Annotated in this window: 19 protein-coding genes and 2 pseudogenes; 13 read left to right on the top strand and 8 right to left on the bottom strand. The window is 70.9% G+C overall.

The features are described 5' to 3' along the window. Nucleotides 1-30 precede the first annotated feature (30 nt). The 5 genes and pseudogenes from Air01nite_RS12205 to tkt all read right to left on the bottom strand — a co-directional run. Nucleotides 31-1,002, bottom strand: a pseudogene (locus Air01nite_RS12205) (glucose-6-phosphate dehydrogenase assembly protein OpcA); the annotation flags it as partial. Continuing rightward, nucleotides 999-2,516, bottom strand: a complete 1,518-nt coding sequence (zwf, locus tag Air01nite_RS12210; protein WP_203702135.1) for a glucose-6-phosphate dehydrogenase — start codon at nt 2,514-2,516, stop codon at nt 999-1,001. The pseudogene Air01nite_RS12205 and the gene zwf, both read right to left, overlap by 4 nt. 17 nt (nt 2,517-2,533) lie before the next feature. Further along, entirely contained in the window at nt 2,534-4,192 is a 1,659-nt protein-coding gene (locus Air01nite_RS12215) for a phosphoglucose isomerase-related protein (protein ID WP_203702256.1), read from the bottom strand. A gap of 26 nt (nt 4,193-4,218) precedes the next feature. Then, nucleotides 4,219-5,334 (bottom strand): transaldolase, encoded by a 1,116-nt coding sequence (gene tal / locus Air01nite_RS12220; protein ID WP_203702136.1) that lies wholly within the window; start codon nt 5,332-5,334, stop codon nt 4,219-4,221. A gap of 14 nt (nt 5,335-5,348) precedes the next feature. Beyond that, nucleotides 5,349-7,484 (bottom strand): transketolase, encoded by a 2,136-nt coding sequence (tkt, locus tag Air01nite_RS12225; RefSeq protein ID WP_203702137.1) that lies wholly within the window; start codon nt 7,482-7,484, stop codon nt 5,349-5,351. A 247-nt stretch (nt 7,485-7,731) separates the two neighbouring features. Here tkt and Air01nite_RS12230 point away from each other — a divergent pair, with 247 nt between their 5' ends. The 3 genes and pseudogenes from Air01nite_RS12230 to Air01nite_RS42080 form a co-directional block, all read left to right on the top strand. Next, the gene (locus Air01nite_RS12230; protein ID WP_373310387.1) at nt 7,732-8,670 is read left to right on the top strand and encodes a heme o synthase; all 939 of its coding nucleotides are present in this window, start codon (nt 7,732-7,734) and stop codon (nt 8,668-8,670) included. Nucleotides 8,671-8,895: 225 nt separating this feature from the next. Next, nucleotides 8,896-9,228 (top strand): hypothetical protein, encoded by a 333-nt coding sequence (locus Air01nite_RS12235; protein WP_203702138.1) that lies wholly within the window; start codon nt 8,896-8,898, stop codon nt 9,226-9,228. A gap of 29 nt (nt 9,229-9,257) precedes the next feature. Then, a pseudogene (locus Air01nite_RS42080) lies at nt 9,258-9,503 on the top strand (DcsG N-terminal domain-containing protein); the annotation flags it as partial. Nucleotides 9,504-9,953: 450 nt separating this feature from the next. Here Air01nite_RS42080 and Air01nite_RS12245 read toward each other — a convergent pair. Further along, entirely contained in the window at nt 9,954-11,018 is a 1,065-nt protein-coding gene (locus Air01nite_RS12245) for a COX15/CtaA family protein (RefSeq protein WP_373310388.1), read from the bottom strand. 114 nt (nt 11,019-11,132) lie between these two features. On the opposite strand from Air01nite_RS12245, the gene Air01nite_RS12250 reads away from it, so the two are divergent. From Air01nite_RS12250 to Air01nite_RS12290, 9 genes are all read left to right on the top strand, one after another. Further along, nucleotides 11,133-11,855 carry a helix-turn-helix transcriptional regulator gene (locus Air01nite_RS12250; RefSeq protein ID WP_373310389.1) on the top strand — a complete coding sequence of 241 codons (723 nt, stop codon included), beginning with the start codon at nt 11,133-11,135 and terminating at the stop codon, nt 11,853-11,855. Continuing rightward, a complete protein-coding gene (gene sufB / locus Air01nite_RS12255) occupies nt 11,852-13,285 on the top strand; it encodes a Fe-S cluster assembly protein SufB (RefSeq protein WP_203702139.1) in 1,434 nt (477 codons plus the stop codon). Before Air01nite_RS12250 ends, sufB begins: the two co-directional genes overlap by 4 nt. Next, on the top strand, nt 13,286-14,452 hold the full coding sequence (sufD, locus tag Air01nite_RS12260; protein ID WP_203702140.1) for a Fe-S cluster assembly protein SufD: 1,167 nt from the start codon (nt 13,286-13,288) through the stop codon (nt 14,450-14,452). A gap of 5 nt (nt 14,453-14,457) precedes the next feature. Next, nucleotides 14,458-14,784, top strand: a complete 327-nt coding sequence (locus tag Air01nite_RS12265) for a non-heme iron oxygenase ferredoxin subunit (protein ID WP_203702260.1) — start codon at nt 14,458-14,460, stop codon at nt 14,782-14,784. Next, nucleotides 14,781-15,554, top strand: a complete 774-nt coding sequence (gene sufC, locus Air01nite_RS12270) for a Fe-S cluster assembly ATPase SufC (protein ID WP_203702141.1) — start codon at nt 14,781-14,783, stop codon at nt 15,552-15,554. The genes Air01nite_RS12265 and sufC overlap by 4 nt, the downstream gene beginning before the upstream one ends. A 25-nt stretch (nt 15,555-15,579) precedes the next feature. After that, on the top strand, nt 15,580-16,857 hold the full coding sequence (locus Air01nite_RS12275; RefSeq protein ID WP_203702142.1) for a cysteine desulfurase: 1,278 nt from the start codon (nt 15,580-15,582) through the stop codon (nt 16,855-16,857). Continuing rightward, complete coding sequence (gene sufU, locus Air01nite_RS12280) at nt 16,857-17,315, top strand: Fe-S cluster assembly sulfur transfer protein SufU (RefSeq protein ID WP_203702143.1); 459 nt, start codon at nt 16,857-16,859, stop codon at nt 17,313-17,315. The genes Air01nite_RS12275 and sufU overlap by 1 nt, the downstream gene beginning before the upstream one ends. Further along, nucleotides 17,234-17,662: a metal-sulfur cluster assembly factor gene (locus Air01nite_RS12285; RefSeq protein WP_425546825.1), complete on the top strand. Its 429-nt coding sequence runs from the start codon at nt 17,234-17,236 to the stop codon at nt 17,660-17,662. The genes sufU and Air01nite_RS12285 overlap by 82 nt, the downstream gene beginning before the upstream one ends. 154 nt (nt 17,663-17,816) lie before the next feature. Then, nucleotides 17,817-18,440: a LysE family transporter gene (locus Air01nite_RS12290; RefSeq protein WP_203702145.1), complete on the top strand. Its 624-nt coding sequence runs from the start codon at nt 17,817-17,819 to the stop codon at nt 18,438-18,440. Here Air01nite_RS12290 and Air01nite_RS12295 read toward each other — a convergent pair. Further along, nucleotides 18,430-19,530 (bottom strand): NAD(P)/FAD-dependent oxidoreductase, encoded by a 1,101-nt coding sequence (locus tag Air01nite_RS12295; protein ID WP_203702146.1) that lies wholly within the window; start codon nt 19,528-19,530, stop codon nt 18,430-18,432. The two genes, Air01nite_RS12290 and Air01nite_RS12295, sit on opposite strands and share 11 nt — an antisense overlap. An 89-nt stretch (nt 19,531-19,619) precedes the next feature. Here Air01nite_RS12295 and Air01nite_RS41085 point away from each other — a divergent pair, with 89 nt between their 5' ends. Further along, nucleotides 19,620-19,979 (top strand): winged helix-turn-helix transcriptional regulator, encoded by a 360-nt coding sequence (locus Air01nite_RS41085; protein WP_239090662.1) that lies wholly within the window; start codon nt 19,620-19,622, stop codon nt 19,977-19,979. Here the strand turns inward: Air01nite_RS41085 and Air01nite_RS12305 are convergent. After that, entirely contained in the window at nt 19,976-20,641 is a 666-nt protein-coding gene (locus tag Air01nite_RS12305) for a DNA alkylation repair protein (RefSeq protein WP_203702147.1), read from the bottom strand. The two genes, Air01nite_RS41085 and Air01nite_RS12305, sit on opposite strands and share 4 nt — an antisense overlap. Nucleotides 20,642-20,647 lie beyond the last annotated feature (6 nt).

Consider the following 20,647-nt stretch of genomic DNA (forward strand, 5'->3'; position numbering starts at 1 on the left):
GCCGCCGACGATGCCCGGGCCCAGGCCGGGTGCCTGGCCGGCCGTCACCGGGTCCTTCCACACGTGCACCCGGTGTGCCGGGCGGGTGTCGAGGCCGGTCTCGCCGGACATCGCGCCCAGCGCCGCGGCGTAGACCTGGTCCGGGTCGAGCCGGCGCAGCTCCTCGGCCAGTTCCTCGCCCAGCGGGCGGCGGACCAGCGGCATGTGCCGCTCCTGCTGGTTGGTCCGGGTGAAGGTGGCCGTGTCCTGCTCGCGGGTCAGCTGGAGCTGGTCGTTGTTGGCGGCCACGAGGCAGACCGAATGCATGATCCGGTATTTGTCGTCCTGCTCCCAGCGCGGCTTGATGTCGAGGCGGGAGGCGAGCCAGCCGGACATCAGCGCCGCGGTCGGGTCGTGGTCGGACGCCTCGATCGTGGCGCCGACGACCCGCTCCTCGGTGGTGTCGAAGGCCGACGCGACCAGCGTGCGCCACGGGGTGATCCGGGTCCAGGCGAGGTCGGTGTCGCCGGGCGCGTAGTCCTTAGCCCGCTGGCGCAGTGCGGCGACCGGGTCCGCGGTCTGCGAGACGTCGGTGATCCGCCGGTCGGCGACCACGCCGAGGAAGTCGTTGGCGATCCGCTCCGGCGGCTCGCCGTGCCACCAGGTGACCACCGGCACGTCCGGCACGAGCAGCGGCATGACCACCGACTCGGCGTGCAGCGCGAGGCGGCCGTACATCCGCATGACGACGGCCTCGCACGGGCCGAGCCGGCCCCCGACGACCACCTCGGCGTCGAGGCGGTTGCTCGGGCGTTCCACGTCGGCGCGGACCACGATCAGCAGCCGGCACGGGTGCATCGAGGCGGCGATCGTCGCGGCCGCCTCGGCCTCACGTACCCGTTTCTCGTCGACGACGACGATCAGCGTCAGCGCCATGCCGCTGGCCACGCCGCCCGCCGACCGGCGCTCGGTCGCGAGCGCCTTGACCACCTCGTTGCCGGTGGTGTCCCACAGCCCGATCATGCCCGCCTCCAGTGCCGGCCGTCGCGGCGCAGCAGTTCGTCGGCCGCGTGCGGACCCCACTCGCCGGCCCGGTACGGCTCGGGAGCGGTGCCCGCCCACGCGTCCTCCAGCGGGTCGATCACCCGCCAGCTCTGTTCGACCTCGGCCGCGTCGGGGAACAGCGTCCGGTCGCCGATCAGCACGTCGAGCACCAGCCGCTCGTACGCCTCGGGGCTGGACTCGGTGAACGCGGCGCCGTACTCGAAGTCCATCGCGATGTCGCGGACCTCCATGGTGGTGCCGGGCACCTTGGAGCCGAACTTGAGCACCACGCCCTCGTCGGGCTGGACCCGGATGACCAGCTGGTTGGCACCGAGCATCTCGATGTCGTGCTGGTTGAACGGCAGGTGCGGCGCCTTCTTGAAGATGATCGCGAGCTCGGTGACCCGGCGCGGCAGCCGCTTGCCGCAGCGCAGGTAGAACGGCACGCCGGCCCACCGCCGGTTCTGCACGCCCAGCCGCACCGCGACATAGGTCTCGGTCGTGGAGTCGGACGGCACGTCCTTCTCCTCCAGGTAGCCGACCGCCCGCTCGCCGCCGACCCAACCCGGCAGATATTGCCCGCGTACGGTCTCCGCACGGACGTCCTGCGGCACGGTGATCGCGCGGAGCACCTTGAGCTTCTCGGTGCTGATCTCCGCCGCGTCGAAGCTCGTCGGCTCCTCCATCGCGACCAGCGTCATGAGCTGGAGCAGGTGGTTCTGCAGCACGTCGCGGGCGGCGCCGGCGGCGTCGTAGAAGCCGGCCCGGGTGCCGATGCCCACGTCCTCGGCCATCGTGATCTGCACCGAGTCGACGTATTTGGAGTTCCACAGCGGCTCGAACAGGTTGTTGGCGAACCGCAGTGCCAGGATGTTCTGGACCGTCTCCTTGCCCAGGTAGTGGTCGATCCGGAACACGTCGTCGCGGGTGAACACGTCGTCGACCAGGCCGTTGAGCGCCTTGGCCGAGGCGAGGTCGTTGCCGAACGGCTTCTCGACCACGACCCGCCGCCAGCCGCCGGACTTGCGGTTGTCGGCCATCCCGGTGCGGGCGAGCTGCTTGAGCACGGTCGGGAAGGCCGGTGGCGGGATTGCGAAGTAGAACGCGGCGTTGCCGGCGATGCCGTGCGAGTCGCGCAGCTCGTCGAGGGTAGACGCGAGCTGGTCGAACGCCTCGTCGTCGTCGAAGGCGCCCGGCACGAACTTGATGTTGCCGGCGAGCCGGGCCCACACCTCCTCGCGCCAGGGAGTGCGGGCCCCTCGCTTGGCCGCCTCCATCGCCAGTGACTCGAAGTCGCCGTCGCCCCAGTCGCGCCGGGCGAACCCGAGCACGACGAAGCCGGGCGGGAGCAGCCCCCGGTTGGCCAGGTCATAGATGGCCGGCAGCAGCTTTTTGCGAGACAGGTCGCCGGTCACGCCGAAGATCACCAGAGCGCACGGCTCCGGGATCCGGGGCAAACGGCGATCCTGGGGATCGCGCAGCGGGTTCACCACAACTCCTATGGTGCGTCCTAGCGGGCGGGCAGGCTCGCCAACGCGCGCAGCAGTTGGTCGATGCCTTCGGCCCGGTCGGTGAGGTGGAGCCGGACGACGGGCCGACCGCGGTCGGTCATCGCCTTCCGGTCGCCGGCCGCCTGGGCAGCCTGCAGTTCGGCGAAGCCGTAAGGCTTGCCCGGGATCGGCAGGTCCACGGCGACCGCGCCGGTGATCTGCAGGAACGAGCCGACCTGCGGACCGCCCTTGTGATATTGCCCGGTCGAGTGCAGGTAGCGCGGGCCCCACCCGAACGTCACCGGCCGGCCGGCGGCGGTGGCCAGCAGCGCCCGGGACTGCTCGGCGCGGGCGTCGCCGACCCGGTCGAGGAACGCCAGCACGGCTAAATAGCCGTGCGAGTCGATGCCGTCGACCAGCCCGCCGAGCACGGCGGCCAGGCTGTCGCCGCTGCCTCCGTGCACCTCGATCGCGCCCTCGGTGAACGCCGGCGACTCGTCCGGCAGCCCTTCGGCGAGGATCCGGGTCGTGTTGTTCTTGGACTCGGTCACGTTGGGCTGGTTGAACGGGTCGATGCCGATCACCCGGCCCGCGACCGCCGTCGCGAACTCCCAGGCGAGGAACTGGGCACCGAGCGGGCCGTTGACGGCCACGTCGGGCCGCACGCCTCCGCCGGGCACGCCGGCCGGCGGCTGTGCGCCGCCGACCGTGACCGTGACCACGTCGCCGCCGTGCGCGCCGGGGCTGTCCGGGGTCTCGATGACCACGGGCAGGATGCCCTTGCCGTCCTTGCCGGTCGACTCGGCGATGAGCTGCTCGGCCCAGTCGCCGAGGCCGACGATGCCGGTGCCGTCGGAGACCAGCGCCACCTTGTCGCGCCCGGCAAGGGCGGCCGCGCCGAGCGCCGCACCCAGCGCGAGGCCCGGGTTGCCGCTCTCCTCGGACAGCGCGGGCAGGAGCTCCTCGGCCTGGTCGAGCAGCTCGGCCACGTCGACGCCGGCCAGGGCCGACGGCACGACGCCGAACGCGGTCAGCGCCGAGTAGCGCCCGCCGACGTCGGAGTCGGCGAGGAACACCTGTGCGCCCATCTCGTGGCCGGTGGTCTCCAGCGGGGAGCCCGGGTCGGTGACGACCACGAAGTGGCGCCCCGCCTCGGCCTCGGACATGCCGCTGTCGACGAACGCCTGCCAGTACGCGCGCCGGTGACTGTCGGTCTCGACCGTGCCGCCGGACTTGCTGGAGACCACGACCAGCGTGCGCTCCAGCCGGTCGGCCAGCGCCGCGCGGATCTGCGCCGGGTCGGTGGTGTCCAGCACGGTCAGCTCGACGCCGAGCGTGCGGGTGATCACCTCCGGCGCGAGCGACGAGCCGCCCATGCCGGCGAGCACCACGTGGTCGAGGTCGGCCAGCTCGGTGCGCAGCTCCGCCAGCCGGGGGAGCAGCTCCCGGCTGCGCCGGAAGGTGTCGACCCAGCCCAGGCGGATCTTCGCCTCGGCCTCGGCGTCCGGGCCCCACAGCGTGGCGTCCTTGTCGACCAGCTTCGCCGGCACGCCGGCGCCGACCAGCGAGGCACGGGTCGCCGCGACGTCGGCGCTGCCGGCGCCGTAGACCGCGATGCCCGCCGCCGCGACGACGCCGTCGGCGAATGCCGGACCGGCGTCGTCGCCGTTCTCCGGGATCCCGTCGGACCCGAAGCCGTACCTACTCACTTGCCGCCTCCGGCCGCCTTCAGCGACGCGTCGACCCCGTCGATCAGCTCCTGCCAGCTCGCCGAGAACTTCTCGACGCCTTCGCTCTCCAGCGTGTCGAACACGTCGTCGAGGTCGATGCCGACCCGCGCGAGGTCCGCCATCACCTGCTTGGCGTCGTCGTAGTTGCCGGTGACGGTGTCGGCCTCGGTCTCGCCGTGGTCGGCCCAGGCGTGGATCACCGACTCCGGCATGGTGTTGACGACGCCCGGCGCGATCAGGTCACGGACGTAGAGCGTGTCCGGGTAGTCCGGGTTCTTGGTCGAGGTGGACGCCCAGAGCGGCCGCTGCGGCTTGGCGCCCGCGTCGGCCAGTGCCTGCCAGCGCTCGCCGGCGAACACCTCGGAGTAGCGCTCGTAGGCCAGCCGCGCGTTGGCGACCGCGCCCTTGCCGCGCATCGCCTTGGCCTCGTCGGTGCCGATCTTCTCGAGCCGCTTGTCGATCTCGGTGTCGAAGCGGGAGACGAAGAACGACGCGACGGACGCCAGGTTGGTCAGGTCGTGCCCGTTGGCCTTGGCCTGCTCAATGCCCGCCAGGAAGGCGTCCATCACCTGGCTGTATCGGTCGAGCGAGAAGATCAGCGTGACGTTGACGCTGATGCCGGCGGCGAGCGCCGCGGTGATCGCCGGCAGGCCCTCCTCGGTCGCGGGGATCTTTATGAACGCGTTGGGGCGGTCGATCAGCCACCAGAGGCCCTTGGCCTCCGCGATCGTCTTGTCGGTCTCACGGGCGAGCCGCGGGTCGACCTCGAGCGAGACCCGGCCGTCCACGCCACCGGAGGCGTCGTACGCCGGCCGCATGACGTCGCACGCCCAGCGCACGTCGTACGCGGTGAGCATGCGCACGGCCTCTTCCGTCGAGACGCCACGGGTGGCCAGGTCGCGGACCTGGCCGTCGTACGCGTCGGCGTCGGAGAGCGCCTTGGCGAAGATGGTCGGGTTGGTCGTCACGCCCACGACGTGCTGCTCGCGGCGCAACTGATCCAGGTTGCCGGTGTTCAGCCGGACGCGGGACAGGTCGTCGAGCCAGATGGCGACGCCCGCGGCGGAAAGCTCGGCCAGCCGGTCGGTCATGATCCTTCGCTCCCTCAGTTGCCCGTGGTGGTGCCGGTGATGGCGCCGATCCGCGCGAGCGAGGCGTGCGCCTTCGCGACCACGTGGTCGGCGGTGAATCCGAACTGCTCGAAGAGCACGGTGTGGGGCGCGCTGGCCCCGTAGTGCTCGATGCTGACGCTCTCGCCGAGGTCGCCGACGATGTCGCGCCACGACATGGCGATGCCCGCCTCGACGCTGACCCGGGCCTTGACCGCGTTCGGCAGCACGGTCTGCCGGTAGGCCTCGTCCTGCGCCCGGAACCACTCCTGGCAGGGCATCGAGACGACCCGCGTCGGGGTGCCCGCGGCCTCCAGCCGCTCCTGGGCGGTCAGGCAGAGCTGCACCTCGGAGCCGGTGCCGACGAGGATCACCTCGGGCTGGCCGTTGGACGCCTCGGAGAGGATGTAGCCGCCGCGGGCGGTGCCGTCCGCGGGCGCGTACCGGTCGCGGTCGATGGTCGGCAGCGCCTGGCGGGTCAGCGCCAGCGCGGTCGGCCGGTCGATGTGCTCCATCGCCATGCGCCACGCCCACGCGGTCTCGTTGGCGTCGGCCGGGCGCACCACGTCGAGGCCCGGGATGGCCCGCAGCGCGGTGAGGTGCTCGATCGGCTGGTGGGTCGGGCCGTCCTCGCCGAGGCCGATCGAGTCGTGCGTCCAGACGTAGGTGACCGGCAGCTTCATCAGCGCCGCGAGCCGCACGGACGGCCGCATGTAGTCGCTGAAGACCAGGAACGTGCCGCCGTACGGGCGGGTGGCGCCGTGCAGCACGATGCCGTTGAGGATCGCGCCCATGCCGTGCTCGCGGATGCCGAAGTGCAGCGTCCGGCCGTACTCGTCGCCCGGGAACTCCTTGGTGGCGTGCTCCGCGGGGACGAACGACGGCTCGCCCTTCATGGTGGTGTTGTTGCTCTCGGCCAGGTCGGCCGAGCCGCCCCAGAGCTCCGGCAGCACCGGCGCGAGCGCCTCGAGGATCTTGCCGGAGGCGGCCCGGGTGGCGATGCCCTTCGGGTCCGCGGGCCACACCGGCAACGCGTCCGTCCAGCCGGCGGGGAGGGTACGCGAGGTCAGGCGGTCGAACAGCGCCCGGCGCTCGGGGTTGGTGGTCGACCAGGCGGCGAAGCCCTTGTCCCACTCGGCGTGGTCGGCCTGGCCCCGGACGATGGCCTCGCGGGTGTGCGCCAGCACCTCGTCGGCGACGTCGAACGTCTTGGCCGGGTCGAAGCCGAGCACCTTCTTGGTCGCGGCGACCTCGTCGGCACCGAGCGCCGAGCCGTGGATCTTGCCGGTGTTCTGCTTGTTGGGTGCGGGCCAGCCGATGATCGTGCGGAGCACGATGAACGACGGGCGATCGGTGACCGCCTTCGCGGCCTCGATCGCCCGCCACAGCGCCTCCGGGTCCTCCCGGTAGTCGCCCTCGTCGGCGTGCCCGGTGCGCCAGTCGACGGTCTGGACGTGCCAGCCGTACGCCGCGTACCGCGCTGCCACGTCCTCGCTCTTCGCGATGCGGGTGTCGTCCTCGATGGAGATCTCGTTGTCGTCCCAGATCGCCACCAGGTTGCCCAGCCGCTGGTGCCCGGCGAGCGAGCTGACCTCGTGGCTGATGCCCTCTTCGATGTCGCCGTCGGAGACGATCGTGTAGACGAAGTGGTCGAACAGCGACCCGCCGTCGCCCTCGGCGTCGAACAGGCCCTTCTCGCGGCGGGCGGCCATCGCCATGCCGACCGCGTTGCCGACGCCCTGGCCCAGCGGGCCGGTGGTGGTCTCGACGCCCTTGGTGTGCCCGTGCTCGGGGTGGCCCGGGGTCAGCGAGCCCCACTGGCGCAGCGCCATCAGGTCTTCGAGACCGAGGCCGTAGCCGGTGAGGTAGAGCTGGATGTAGAGGGTCAGGCTGCTGTGCCCGGCCGACAGGACGAACCGGTCGCGGCCCGGCCAGTGCGGGTCGGTCGGGTCGTGCCGCATCACCCGGTTGAACAGCAGGTATGCGGCGGGGGCCAGGCTCATGGCCGTGCCCGGGTGACCGTTGCCGGCCTTCTCGACCGCGTCCATCGCGAGGACGCGGATCGTGTCGACCGCCTTGCGGTCCAGCTCGGACCAGGTGAATGAGGCTTGCTCTGAGTTGCTGGCAGGCACGATGTATGCGCTCCTCGGCGAGTGTTCCGGTCCCTCACCTCTGACCCTAGCGACCCGTGCTAAACACCTGCCGCCGGATCTCGCCCTGCGGCACGTGTTGTGGGGCGGAAGACACTTGCCGGGTGGTTCCCGCCGCACCGCGTCGGGTCGCCGATCAGCGCGAATACGCGCCGCGTACGCTGTCGATCGTTCTGTTGACCGCCTGCGGCGGTCCGACGACGAGCCCCGCGGGAAGGTGGACACGGCCTTGAGCATGGTCACGGAGCGTCCGTCGCCGACCCTGGTGCCGGGCCCGGTCCCGGTGCCCGCCCGGCGCGACCCCCGTGCCGTGGTCCGCGCCTACGTGGCCCTGACGAAGCCCCGCATCATCGAGCTGCTGCTGGTCACCACCGTGCCGGCGATGATGCTGGCCGCGGGCGGCATCCCGCCGGTCTCGACGATGGTGGTGGTCCTGGTCGGCGGCACGCTCGCCGCGGGCGCCGCCAACGCGCTCAACTGCTACATCGACCGCGACATCGACCAGCTCATGCGCCGCACCAAGCGGCGGCCGCTGCCGACCCACGCGCTCTCGCCGCGGAGCGTGCTGGTGTTCGGGCTGGTGCTGGCGGTGGTCTCGGTGGGCCTGATGGCCGGCTTCACCAACTGGCTGGCGGCCGGGCTGACCGCGGCGGCGATCGCCTACTACGACCTCGTCTACACGCTCTGGCTCAAGCGGACCACGCCACAGAACACGTTCTGGGGCGGCGCCTGCGGTGCCGCGCCGGTGCTGATCGGCTGGGCGGCGGTCACCGGCGGGCTGTCGCCGCTGGCCTGGGCGCTGTTCGCGGTGGTGTTCTTCTGGCAGATGCCGCACTTCTACGCGCTGGCGATCACCTACAAGGACGACTACGCGCGGGCCGGCATCCCGATGCTGCCCGTCGTGCGTTCGGCCACCCGGGTCAACCGGGAGATCGTGCTGTTCACCTGGCTGACGGTCGCGGCCTCGCTGGCGGCCTGGCCGCTGGGCCTGGGACCCCTCTACGGGGTGACCGCGCTGGTCAGCGGCGTGGCGTTCCTGGTCGAGGCGTATCGCCTGGTGGGCCGGTCGAAGGCGGGTGAGCCGCTCAAGCCGATGCGGCTGTTCCACTGGTCGATCACGTACCTGACGATCGTCTCGCTGGCCGTGGCGCTCGACGCACTGCTCTGACGGATCCGTCGGTTTCGCGTCAGACACGCCGGAAATGACCGCATCACGAGACGGCCACGGACGAGCGACGGCAGTTGTCCGAGATGTCATCCGAACTTAACCGCATATGTCTCACTTTCGGTGAACAAATTTTCTGTGGCCTGTCTTAAATCCGGCGATGAGAGGCGTCACAAAACACGTTCGGATGGCACGCGGATTCCGGTAGGCGTGCTTACGCTCTCCGACATGGCAGATGGTTCCGATACGACGCTCACGACCGATCAACCCGCCACCGCGACCCCTGAGGGTCTGGTGACCGGGATCCGGTCGTTCGCCGCCGAGCACGGTGGCGCACGGGCGGTCGTCGAGTACGTCGGCAAGCGCGGCGCCCGGATCGTCCTCGTTGGCGGGGACGGCACCTGGGCTGACCAGTTCGCTGAGGGAACGGACGTGGCTCGCGCGGCGTGTGTGAGCGCCGGCGTCACGGTGGAGAACGAGTGGGAGCGCGAACTCATGGACCAGATGCGGCCGAGCAACGACCTGTGGCGGTCGATGGCCCGGCGCACCTTGTCGCGCTGACCCAGCTCAGATAGAGAAAGCGACCCGTCATCACACCCACCCATGAGCAGGCGGCGACCCGGGAGACGTCCCGGGTCGCTCTTGTTACCTGCGACTCCATTCCTGACCTCGAGGACGACGACCGCCTGGTGCTGGCGCCGCTGGCGGCACACGGTGTCGCCGCCGAGCCGGCCGTCTGGGACGACCCCGGCGTCGACTGGGCCGCGTACGACCTCGTCGTGCTCCGCTCGCCCTGGGACTACGCGCCGCGCCGGGCCGAGTTCGTCGCCTGGGCCGCGGCCCGGGGCAACCTCGCCAACCCGGCCGACGTCGTCACCTGGAACACCGACAAGCGCTACCTGAGCGAGTTGGCCGCGGCCGGGGTCCCCGTGATCCCCACGACGGTCGTCGAGCCGTCCGGCGGGCTTCCGGCGGGCCTGGCCGGTGACGTGGTCGTCAAGCCGGCGATCGGTGCCGGCAGCGTCGACGCGGGCCGCTACCGCTTGCCCGCGGAGGCCGACGCGTTCGAGGCCCACCTGAAGCGGCTCACCGACGCCGGGCGGACCGCGCTGGTCCAGCCCTACCTCGCGGCCATCGACGCGGTCGGCGAGACCGCCCTGGTCTACCTCAACGCCGGCGACGGCCTGCGGTTCAGCCACGCGGCCCGCAAGGGCGCCATGCTGACCGGGCCCGACGAGGGCGTCACCGGGCTCTACAAGGAAGAGCGGATCGACCCCGCGGAGGCGTCAGCCGCGCAGCTGGCCGTCGCCGAGCGCGCCCTCGACACCGTGCCGGGCGGCCGCGACCGGCTCCTCTACGCGCGGGTCGACCTGGTGCCCGACGACACCGGCGCGCCCACCCTGATCGAGCTGGAGCTCACCGAGCCCTCGCTCTTCTTCGGCACCAGCGGCGGCGCCGCCGACCGCTTCGCGGCGGCCGTCGTGCGCGCCACGGGTTGACCACAGCAGCGACAGCGTCGCCAGCCAGACCAGGCAGGCGCCGAGCATGTGCAGGCCGACCAGGATCTCCGGCAGGCCGGTGAAGTACTGCACGAAGCCGATGACGCCCTGGGACAGCTCGACCGCGACGAGCACCAGGGCGGCGCGGGCGGTGCGCCGCGAGCCGGTGGCCCGGGCGGCGAACCATACCGCCGCGCTCAGGCCGAGCAACAGGAACACCACGTCGGCGTGGAACTGGGCGACGATCTCCGGGTCGAGCCCGGTGCGGTGCGCGTCGGCGTCGCCCGCGTGGGGGCCCGAGCCCGTCACGATCACGCCGAGCACGATCACGGCGGCCGAGACGGCGGTCAGCACCTGGACGAGCTGGCGCAGGGGACCGGGTAAGACGGTGCGGGTCGCCCGGCCGTCGACCGACCGCCGCCACAGCGCGTAGGCCGCGACCAGCACGCCCATCGAAGCGAGGAAGTGCAGGCCGACCACCCACGGGTTGAGGTCGGTCAGCACGGTGATCCCGCCCACCACACCCTGCGCGGGGATGCCCAGGAACACACCCAGCGCCAACCGTGACAGCCCGCGGCTGGTCGCGGTGCGCTCGCGCCGGTGGTGCAGGAAGGCCACGACCAGGGTGGCCAGGGCGACGACGCCGACCACCCAGCCGAGCATCCGGTTGCTGAACTCGATGACCCCGTGGATGCCCATCTCGGCGTTCGGCACGTACGAGGCGTCGGTGCACCGGGGCCAGGTCGGGCAGCCGAGGCCCGAGCCGGTGAGCCGGACGGCCCCGCCGGTGACCACGATGGCGACGTTCGCGATGATGTTGGCCAGCGCCAAGCGGCGAAGCAGGGGGATCACGGTCCGAGATCCTACGTAATGTAGTAAGGAGATCCGGATCCGCCCCTGCTCGGTGACGTCGATCACTGGCGTGCCGGTTTGCTCCGCCCGGCGGAATTACGTAACGTTGTCGTAGTGAAAAACGCGGCGATGCTCCCTTCGCAGGTGGAGACGACCGGTTCCCCGGTCGCCCCCGCGGACGAGCGCACCCGCGATCGGGTCCTGCGGCTGCTCCTGGAGCGGGGCACCGCTACCGCAGCCGAGTTGGGCGAGGCGCTGCGCCTGAGCCCAGCGGCCATCCGCAAGCACCTGGACGCCCTGCTCACCGAGGGCGACGTGGTCACCCGTCAGCGCCCGGTGCGCGCGGGCCGGGGCCGTGGCCGCCCCGCCAAGGTGTTCACGCTGACCGACGCCGCCCGGCTGCGCTGCGGCCGGCACACCTACGACAACATGGCGACCGCGGCACTGCGCTGGATCGCCGCACACGGTGGCGAGGGCGCGGTCGACGCGTTCGCCACCGAGCAGGTGGCCACGCTGGAGGGCCGCTGCCGGGACGCCATGGAGGGCGCCGGCGACGACCCGATCGCACGCGCCGAGGCGCTCGCCGACGCGCTGACCGCCGAGGGCTACGCTGCCAACGCTTCCACGATCGCCACCGGCGGGCAGCTGTGTCAGCACCACTGCCCGGTGGCGCACGTGGCGGCCGAGTTTCCCGAGCTGTGCGAGGCCGAGACGGCGGTCATCTCCCGCCTGGTCGGCACCCACGTCCAGCGACTCGCCACCATCGCACACGGCGACGGGGTATGCACGACACATATCCCTGCTCAGCAATCCCCAACTGTGAGGACAGATAAATGACCGAGCAGATCGTCCAGCCCGTCGTTACCCAGGAGGAGCACCTCGCCGCCCTGGGCAGCTACCAGTACGGGTGGGCCGACTCCGACACCGCCGGCGCCTCGGCGCAGCGCGGGCTCAGCGAGGCGGTGGTGCGTGACATCTCCGCGAAGAAGAACGAGCCCGAGTGGATGCTCGACCTGCGCCTCAAGGGCCTGCGGCTGTTCGGCCGCAAGCCGATGCCCGACTGGGGCGCCGACCTCGGCGGGATCGACTTCGACAACATCAAATACTTTGTCCGCTCGACCGAGAAGCAGGCGGCGAGCTGGGACGACCTCCCCGCGGACATCAAGAACACCTACGACAAGCTGGGCATCCCGGAGGCCGAGAAGCAGCGGCTGATCGCCGGTGTGGCGGCTCAGTACGAGTCCGAGGTGGTCTACCACAAGATCCGTGAGGACCTCGAGGAGCAGGGCGTCATCTTCCTCGACACCGACACGGGCCTGCGCGAGCACCCGGAGCTGTTCAAGGAATACTTCGGCTCGGTCATCCCGGTCGGCGACAACAAGTTCGCCGCGCTCAACACCTCGGTGTGGTCGGGTGGCTCCTTCATCTACGTGCCGCCGGGCGTGCACGTGGAGATCCCGCTCCAGGCCTACTTCCGGATCAACACGGAAAACATGGGCCAGTTCGAGCGGACGCTGATCATCGTCGACGAGGGCGCCTACGTGCACTACGTCGAGGGCTGCACCGCGCCGATCTACTCGTCCGACTCGCTGCACAGCGCGGTCGTCGAGATCATCGTGAAGAAGGGCGCCCGCTGCCGCTACACGACCATCCAGAACTGGTCGAACAACGTCTACAACCTGGTCACCAAGCGCGCCGTGGCGCACGAGGGCGCGACCATGGAGTGGATCGACGGCAACATCGGTTCCAAGGTGACCATGAAGTACCCCGCGGTCTGGATGATGGGCGAGCACGCCAAGGGCGAGGTGCTCTCGGTCGCGATGGCGGGCGAGGGCCAGCACCAGGACGCCGGCGCCAAGATGGTGCACGCGGCACCGCACACCAGCAGCACGATCATCTCGAAGTCGATCGCGCGCGGCGGCGGCCGGACTTCGTACCGCGGCCTGGTTCAGGTCCTGGAGGGTTCCTCCCACTCGAAGAGCACCGTCAAGTGCGACGCGCTGCTGGTCGACACGATCTCCCGCTCAGACACTTATCCATACGTCGACATCCGCGAGGACGACGTGGCGATGGGTCACGAGGCGACCGTCTCCAAGGTCAGCGAGGACCAGCTCTTCTACCTGATGAGCCGGGGCCTGACCGAGGACGAGGCGATGGCGATGATCGTGCGCGGCTTCATCGAACCGATCGCCAAGGAACTCCCCATGGAATACGCCCTCGAGCTCAACCGGCTCATCGAACTGCAGATGGAAGGGGCCGTCGGCTAAATGCCCACGGAAACCGAGGTGGCGGTCACCCCGCCCAAGACGTCGAGCCTGCCCAAGACCAAGGCGCAGAGCCTGCACTCGACCGACGTCGCCGACTTCCCGGCGCTGACCGGCCTCGAGGAGGAGTGGCGGTTCACGCCACTGAAGCGGCTGCGCGGTCTGGCCACGGCGACGCCGGCGGCCGAGACCACCCTGCGCTGGGAGCACGAGGCCCTGCCCGCCGGCGTCACCGTGACCAAGCTGGCCAAGGGCGACGAGCGGATCGGCCGGGTGCTGGTGCCGTTCGACCGGGTCAGCGCGCTCGGCTACGGCAACGCGGACGGCGCGACGCTGATCGAGGTCGCGTCCGAGGCCGAGCCGGCCGAGCCGGCCCGGGTCCGGGTCATCGGCGGGGGCTCCGGTGTCGCGTACGCGCACACGGTCGTCGAGGTCGGCCGCTTCGCGAAGGCGACGCTCGTGGTCGAGCAGGTCGGTTCGACCACGCTGGCCGACAACGTCGAGGTCGACGTCGCCGACGGTGCGCAGCTCACGCTGATCACGGTCGCCGACTGGGCGTCCGACGCGGTGCAGGCCCAGCACGTCAAGTTCCGGCTCGGCCGCGACGCCCGGGTGACGCACGTGCAGGTCAGCCTCGGCGGCGACCTCGTGCGCCAGTTCACCAGCGTGGAATACGCCGGTCGGGGCGGTGACGCGGAGCTGTTCGGGCTCTACTTCGCCGACGACGACCAGCACCTCGAGCACCGCCAGCTCGTCGACCACAGCGTGCCGGACTGCCGCAGCTACGTCGGCTACCGCGGCGCGCTGCAGGGCGAGGGCGCCCACACGGTCTGGGTCGGCGACGTGCTGATCCAGGTGCAGGCGACCGGCACCGACACCTACGAGATCAACCGCAACCTGGTCCTGTCCGACGGCGCGCGGGCCGACTCGGTGCCCAACCTCGAGATCGAGACCGGCGAGATCGTCGGCGCCGGTCACGCGAGCGCCACCGGCCGGTTCGACGACGAGCAGCTGTTCTACCTGATGGCCCGGGGCATCCCGGAGCACGAGGCGCGCAAGCTGGTCGTTCGCGGCTTCTTCGCGGAGCTGCTGCAGAAGATCCCGGTGGAGATCCTGCGCGAGCGCCTCGGCGACGCCATCGAGGCCCGGTTGGCAAAGGGCGACCAGTGACGTTCATCCGCCTGTGCTCCGTCGAGGACGTGCCCAAGGGCACGGCGATCAGGGCCGTCGTCGACGACCTCGAGCTCGCCGTGGTGCACGCCGAGGACGACAACTTCTACGTCGCCTACGACGAGTGCTCGCACGCCGCGGTCGCCCTCTCCGAGGGCGAGATCGACGGCTGCACGCTGGAGTGCTGGCTGCACGGCTCCCGTTTCGACCTGCGCACCGGCGAGCCGACCGGCCTGCCGGCGACCGAACCCGTACCCGTCTATCCCGTCGAAGTCCGTGACGGCGAGGTCTACGTCGCCCTCACACCGAGCAATGGAGTTATGCCCGCATGAGCGTCCTGGAGATCCGCGACCTGAAGGTCTCGGTCAAGCTGCCCGACGGCGAGCTCAAGCCGATCCTGGTGGGCGTCGACCTCACGGTCCGCGCCGGCGAGACGCACGCCATCATGGGCCCCAACGGCTCGGGCAAGTCGACGTTGGCCTACTCGATCGCCGGCCACCCGAAGTACCAGATCACCGACGGCACGGTCACCCTCGACGGCGCCGACGTGCTGTCGATGACCGTGGACGAGCGGGCCCGGGCCGGCCTGTTCCTCGCGATGCAGTACCCGGTCGAGGTGCCCGGCGTGTCCGTGGCCAACTTCCTGCGTACCGCCAAGACCGCGATCGACGGCGAGGCGCCCAAGCTGCGCACCTGGTCGACCGACCTGCGCGGCGCGATGGAGCGGCTGCAGATGGACCCGGCGTTCGCACAGCGCAACGTCAACGAGGGCTTCTCCGGCGGTGAGAAGAAGCGTCACGAGATCGTCCAGCTCGAGCTGCTCAAGCCGAAGATCGCGATCCTCGACGAGACCGACTCCGGCCTCGACATCGACGCGCTCCAGGTGGTGAGCGAGGGTGTCAACCGGGTACGCGCGACCGGCGACACCGGCGTGCTGCTGATCACCCACTACACCCGCATCCTGCGCTACATCACCCCCGACCACGTGCACGTCTTCGCCGGCGGCCGGATCGTCGAGGAGGGCGGGCCGGAGCTGGCCGAGCAGCTCGAGGCCGAGGGCTACAAGCGCTACCTGGCGGAAACCGGTCCGGCCGCGGCCTGACCACGCAACGAAGGGCTGCCCAGTCATGACGTCTCTCGCGATCCCGTCGACGTTCGACGTCGCCTCGTTGCGGGCCGACTTCCCGATCCTCGGTCGGGAGGTCAACGGCCACCCGCTGGTCTACCTGGACAGCGCCAACACGTCGCAGAAACCCCGCCAGGTGCTCGATGTCATGCGCGCGCACCACGAGCGGCACAACGGCAACGTGTCGCGCTCGGTGCACACGCTGGGCACGGAGGCGACGCTGGCCTACGAGGGCGCCCGCGAGAAGGTGGCGGCGTTCGTCAACGCGCCGGACCCGGCCGAGGTGGTGTTCGTCAAGAACTCGACCGAGGCGATCAACCTGGTCGCGTACGCCTTCTCCAACGCCTCCGTGACACCGGGGAGTGATCCCCGGTTCCGCCTCGGCCCGGGCGACGAGGTGGTGATCTCCGAGATGGAGCACCACTCCAACCTGGTGCCGTGGCAGTTGCTCTGCGAGCGCACCGGCGCGACCCTGCGCTGGTTCCCGATCACCGAAGCGGGCCGCCTCGACGAGTCCGGGCTGGACACGCTGGTCAACGAGCGCACCAAGCTCGTCTCGATCGTGCACATGTCCAACATCCTGGGCACGATCAACGACCCGTCCCGGATCGTCGCCCGGGCGCGCGAGGTCGGCGCGCTGGTGCTGCTCGACTGTTCGCAGTCGGTGCCGCACCTGCCGGTCGACGTGCGGGCGCTGGGTGTCGACTTCATCGCGTTCACGGGCCACAAGATGCTCGGCCCGACCGGCATCGGCGTGCTCTGGGGCCGCGGTGAGCTGCTCGACGCGATGCCGCCGGTGCTCGGCGGTGGCTCGATGATCGAGACCGTGACGATGGAGAAGTCGACGTTCGCGCCGCCGCCGGCCCGCTTCGAGGCCGGCACGCCGCCGATCGTCGAGGCGATCGGGCTCGGCGCCGCGATCGACTACCTCTCCGAGATCGGCATGCCGGCGGTGCAGGCGCACGAGCAGGAGATCACCGAGTACGCGCTGTCCGCGCTGGAGTCGGTGCCGACCCTGCGGATCTTCGGGCCCACGGTGACCGAGGGGCGCGGCGGCACGATCTCGTTCGCGCTCGAGGGGATCCACCCGCACGACGTCGGGCAGGTGCTCGACGACGAGGGTGTCGAGGTGCGGGTCGGGCACCACTGCGCGCGGCCGGTCTGCGTGCGCTACGGGGTGCCCGCCACGACGCGCGCCTCGTTCTACGTCTATACGACGACCGAGGAGGTCGACGCGCTCGTGCGGGGGCTCGAGCGGGTGCGAAAGGTGTTCGGCTGATGCAGTTCGACCAGCTCTACCAGGAGATCATCCTGGAGCACTACAAACGGCCGCACGGCCGAGGGCTCCGGGAGCCGTTCGGCGGTGAGGCGCACCACGTCAACCCGACGTGCGGCGACGAGGTGACGATCCGGGTCGCCGTGGCCGGCGACAAGCTCGCGGACGTCTCGTACGAGGGGATGGGCTGCTCGATCAGCCAGGCCTCGGCGAGCGTCCTGCACGACCTGCTGGCCGACCAGCCGGTCGACGAGGCCTTCAAGGTGCACGACGCGTTCGTCGAGCTGATGCAGGGCCGCGGCCAGGTCGAGCCGGACGAGGAATTGTTGGGCGACGGCGTGGCGTTCTCCGGAGTGGCGCGCTATCCGGCGCGCGTGAAGTGCGCCCTGCTGCCCTGGATGGCGTTCAAGGACGCCGCGGTACGCGCCGGCGTCGCGGTGGGACCCGAGGTGAAGGCATGAGTGAAGAGACCGTGAGCCCCGCGAAGGCATCTGTGGATGTCATCGAAGAAGCGATGAAGGACGTCGTCGACCCCGAGCTGGGCATCAACGTCGTCGACCTCGGCTTGGTGTACGGGGTGCACGTCGACGACGAGAACGTCGCGACCCTCGACATGACGCTGACGTCGGCGGCCTGCCCGCTGACCGACGTGATCGAGGACCAGACCCGGTCGGCCCTGACGACCGGCCCGGGCGGCGGCATCGTCAGCGACTTCCGGATCAACTGGGTCTGGCTGCCGCCGTGGGGCCCCGACAAGATCACCGACGAGGGCCGCGACCAGCTCCGGTCGCTGGGCTTCAACGTCTAGGAAGCGCGCGAAATCCAGGTGCTGGTCGCCCGGGCATCGCCCATGATGTCCGGGTGATCGCACTGACGCTGACCCAGGTTTCTGTCGTGACGGCCTTCGCCGGTCGCCGACAGCAGCGTGGCTCCGGGGCGGCGTCGATCACTCCTGATCCGCGATGAGCGACGCGTTCGTCGCCGGCCTGGTCGCCGGCTACGGCGTCGCCGTGCCCGTCGGCGCCATCGCCATTCTCATCATGGGCCTGACCGCCCGCACGTCCTTCAAGGTCGGTGCCGCCGCCGCGCTCGGTGTCGCCACCGCGGACGGGCTCTATGCCGCCGTCGCCGTGCTCGGCGGTGCCGCGCTCGCGGGGGTCATCGCGCCCGTCGCGACCCCGTTGCGCTGGGTGGCGGTCGTCGTGCTACTCGGGTTGGCGGCGCACACCGCGGTGTCCGCCGTGCGGCACCACCGCGATCCCGCCCGGGCCGCGAGGAGCCGCGACGGACTGGGCACACCCGCCCGCGCGTACGCCGGAATCCTCGCCCTGACGCTGCTCAACCCCATGACCATCGTCTACTTCGCGGCACTGGTGCTCGGGCGGCAGGCCTCCGACGAGCTGACCGCCGGCGGCGAGGTGCTCTTCGTCGTCGCCGCGTTCCTCGCCTCGGCGAGCTGGCAGCTCCTGATCGCCTCGGGCGGTTCGCTCGTCGGCCGGCTGCTGACCGGGCCGCGAGGGCGGTTGGTGACCGCCCTCGCGTCCAGCCTGCTCATCGTCGTGCTGGCGATCGCCCTTATCGCGTAGGGGCGTCGAAGTGGACCGAGTACATCTCGACCAGCATCGAGCCGCCCTTGATCGCCGCCGCCTCCTCGGGGCCGCCCACGCCCGTCGGTAGCTGGGTGGCCCCGCCCTCCGGGCCCAGCGGCACCACGATCATGGCCGGGCCCGGGTCGTACGCCTGGACCTCGCCGTCGCCGGTGATCGCGGCCTTGATGTTGGCGGCGACCAGGGCACCCTGGCGGCTGGCGGCGCCGGCCGTGTCGCGGTCGGCCGTCGCGATGTCGCCCAGCGCGTAGACGCCGTCGCCGCCCTTGACCCGGAGCTGGTCGTCCACGACCAGGTAGCCGCGCTCGTCGCGGGCCTCCGCCAGGTCGCCGCGCAGGTAGTCCGTCGCCGGCCGGACGCCGAACGCACGGAACCAGATGTCGGCCTCGATCGTCTCGCCGCTCTCCGTGGCCACCGACACCGCGCCGGGCGTGGCCGGGTCGACGGCCGGCAGGGCGGTCAGCGGGCTGCCGAGCACCAGGCGCACGCCCATCTTGTCGAGCTGGCGCTTGAGCTCCTCGCGCAGCTCCTGCTGGAACGGGCCGCTGAGGATGTCCGCGTTGACGTCGACGACCGTGACCTCCTTGGCCGGGTAGAACGCCTTGATCTCACCCGCCAGCTCGAGGCCGGACGGCCCGGCGCCGACGATCAGCGCGCGGTCCGCGCCCGACAGCGCGTCGTGCGCCGCCTGCAGCCGGTCCTTGCCGCCCTGGTGGTCGCTGGCGCCGGTCTTGGCCGGGAACGGGTAGTGCGAGCCGGTCGCCAGCACGAGGTAGTCGGGCTCCAGCGCGGCGCCGGACTCGAGCGTCACCTTGCGGCCGTCGACGGCGACGGCCCGGTCGCGCACGTAGTGGCCGTTGTGCAGGAGCCGGTCGAGCGGCATGAAGATCCGGTCGATCCAGGCCGGGTCGACCAGGGCCCGCCAGGACGCGACGTTGTGGTGGAACGCGCCGGACGGGTCGACCAGCGTGACGTCGGCGACGTCATCCAGCGCCTTGGCAGCGTTGAGGCCGCCGTACCCGCCGCCCAGGACGACTACGGAAGGACGCTTGACCTCGGTGTTCGTCACCAGTGTTACCTCCGTTAAAAGGCTAGCGACACTTGTCTCGCTAGCTGCTTCGGAAATACTAGCGACCTCTATCGAGATAGCATGGCGTTGTGGCCGAGAGTCCGGAACGTCACACCACCACCGAGGTCGGCGAGCGCTGTGCGCGCGGCGACCAGGGCTTGGTGCGCGCGTTCAGCGTGCTCGGCAAGCGGTGGTCCGGCCTCGTGATCGGCACGCTGATGAACGGCCCGACCGGTTTCCGCGAGCTCTCCCGGCAGGTCGGTGGGGTGAGTGACTCGGTGCTTTCCGACCGGCTGTCCGAGTTGTGCGAGCTCGGGCTGGCCACCCGCAGCGTCGACCCCGGGCCGCCGATCTCCGTCACCTACGAGCTGACGGAGGCGGGCTACGGGTTGGCGCCCGCGCTGCGGGAGATCGCCAACTGGTCCGACAAGTTCCTGCTCGACGACTAGAGGTTCTTGAGCGCCTCGCGTCGGGACAAACCGGACAGAACCGTGTTCTCGACAAAAGCGCGGACAGCGGCGGGATCCGTCTTCGCGTACTCCCGCAGCGCCCAGCCGATCGCCTTGCGGATGAAGAAGTCGGTGTGCCCGGCCTGCCGCCTGCAATAGCCGAACAGGCGGTCCGCGTCGGTGTCCTTCTTGTAGAAGAGCTGGTGCAGGAGCGCCGTGCGGATCACCCAGAGGTCGCTGTCGGAGCTCCAGTCGTCCATCGCGGCGACCAGCGCGCGGTCCCGGGTCACCATCGGGCCGACCACCCGCGCGGCCAGCACGTCGACCGTGTCCCACCAGGGCTTCGTGGTGATCAACCGGCGCACCGCCGGCAACGCGTCCGGCGACAGCGCTCCGGCGTGCCGGCGCAGGTAGTCGCAGGCGAAGTACTGGTACTCCCGCTCCGGCCGGGCCCAGCAGGCGTCGGCCAGGTCGAGCAGGTCGCGCTCCGTGGGCCGCGGCGCGCCCGCGACCGCCTGCCGGGCCAGCGCCCGCTGCCGCGGCGACATGATGCCCAGGAAATCGAACTGATCCCGCATGTACGCGCGCATGGCGACGGCCCGCTCGGGGTCCCGGTCGGCCTCGAACAACGCGGTCAGGCGGTCCAGCACCGGCTCCGTCATCCGGAC

Origin of the sequence: Asanoa iriomotensis (assembly GCF_016862515.1) — a bacterium.
Lineage (GTDB): Bacteria > Actinomycetota > Actinomycetes > Mycobacteriales > Micromonosporaceae > Asanoa > Asanoa iriomotensis.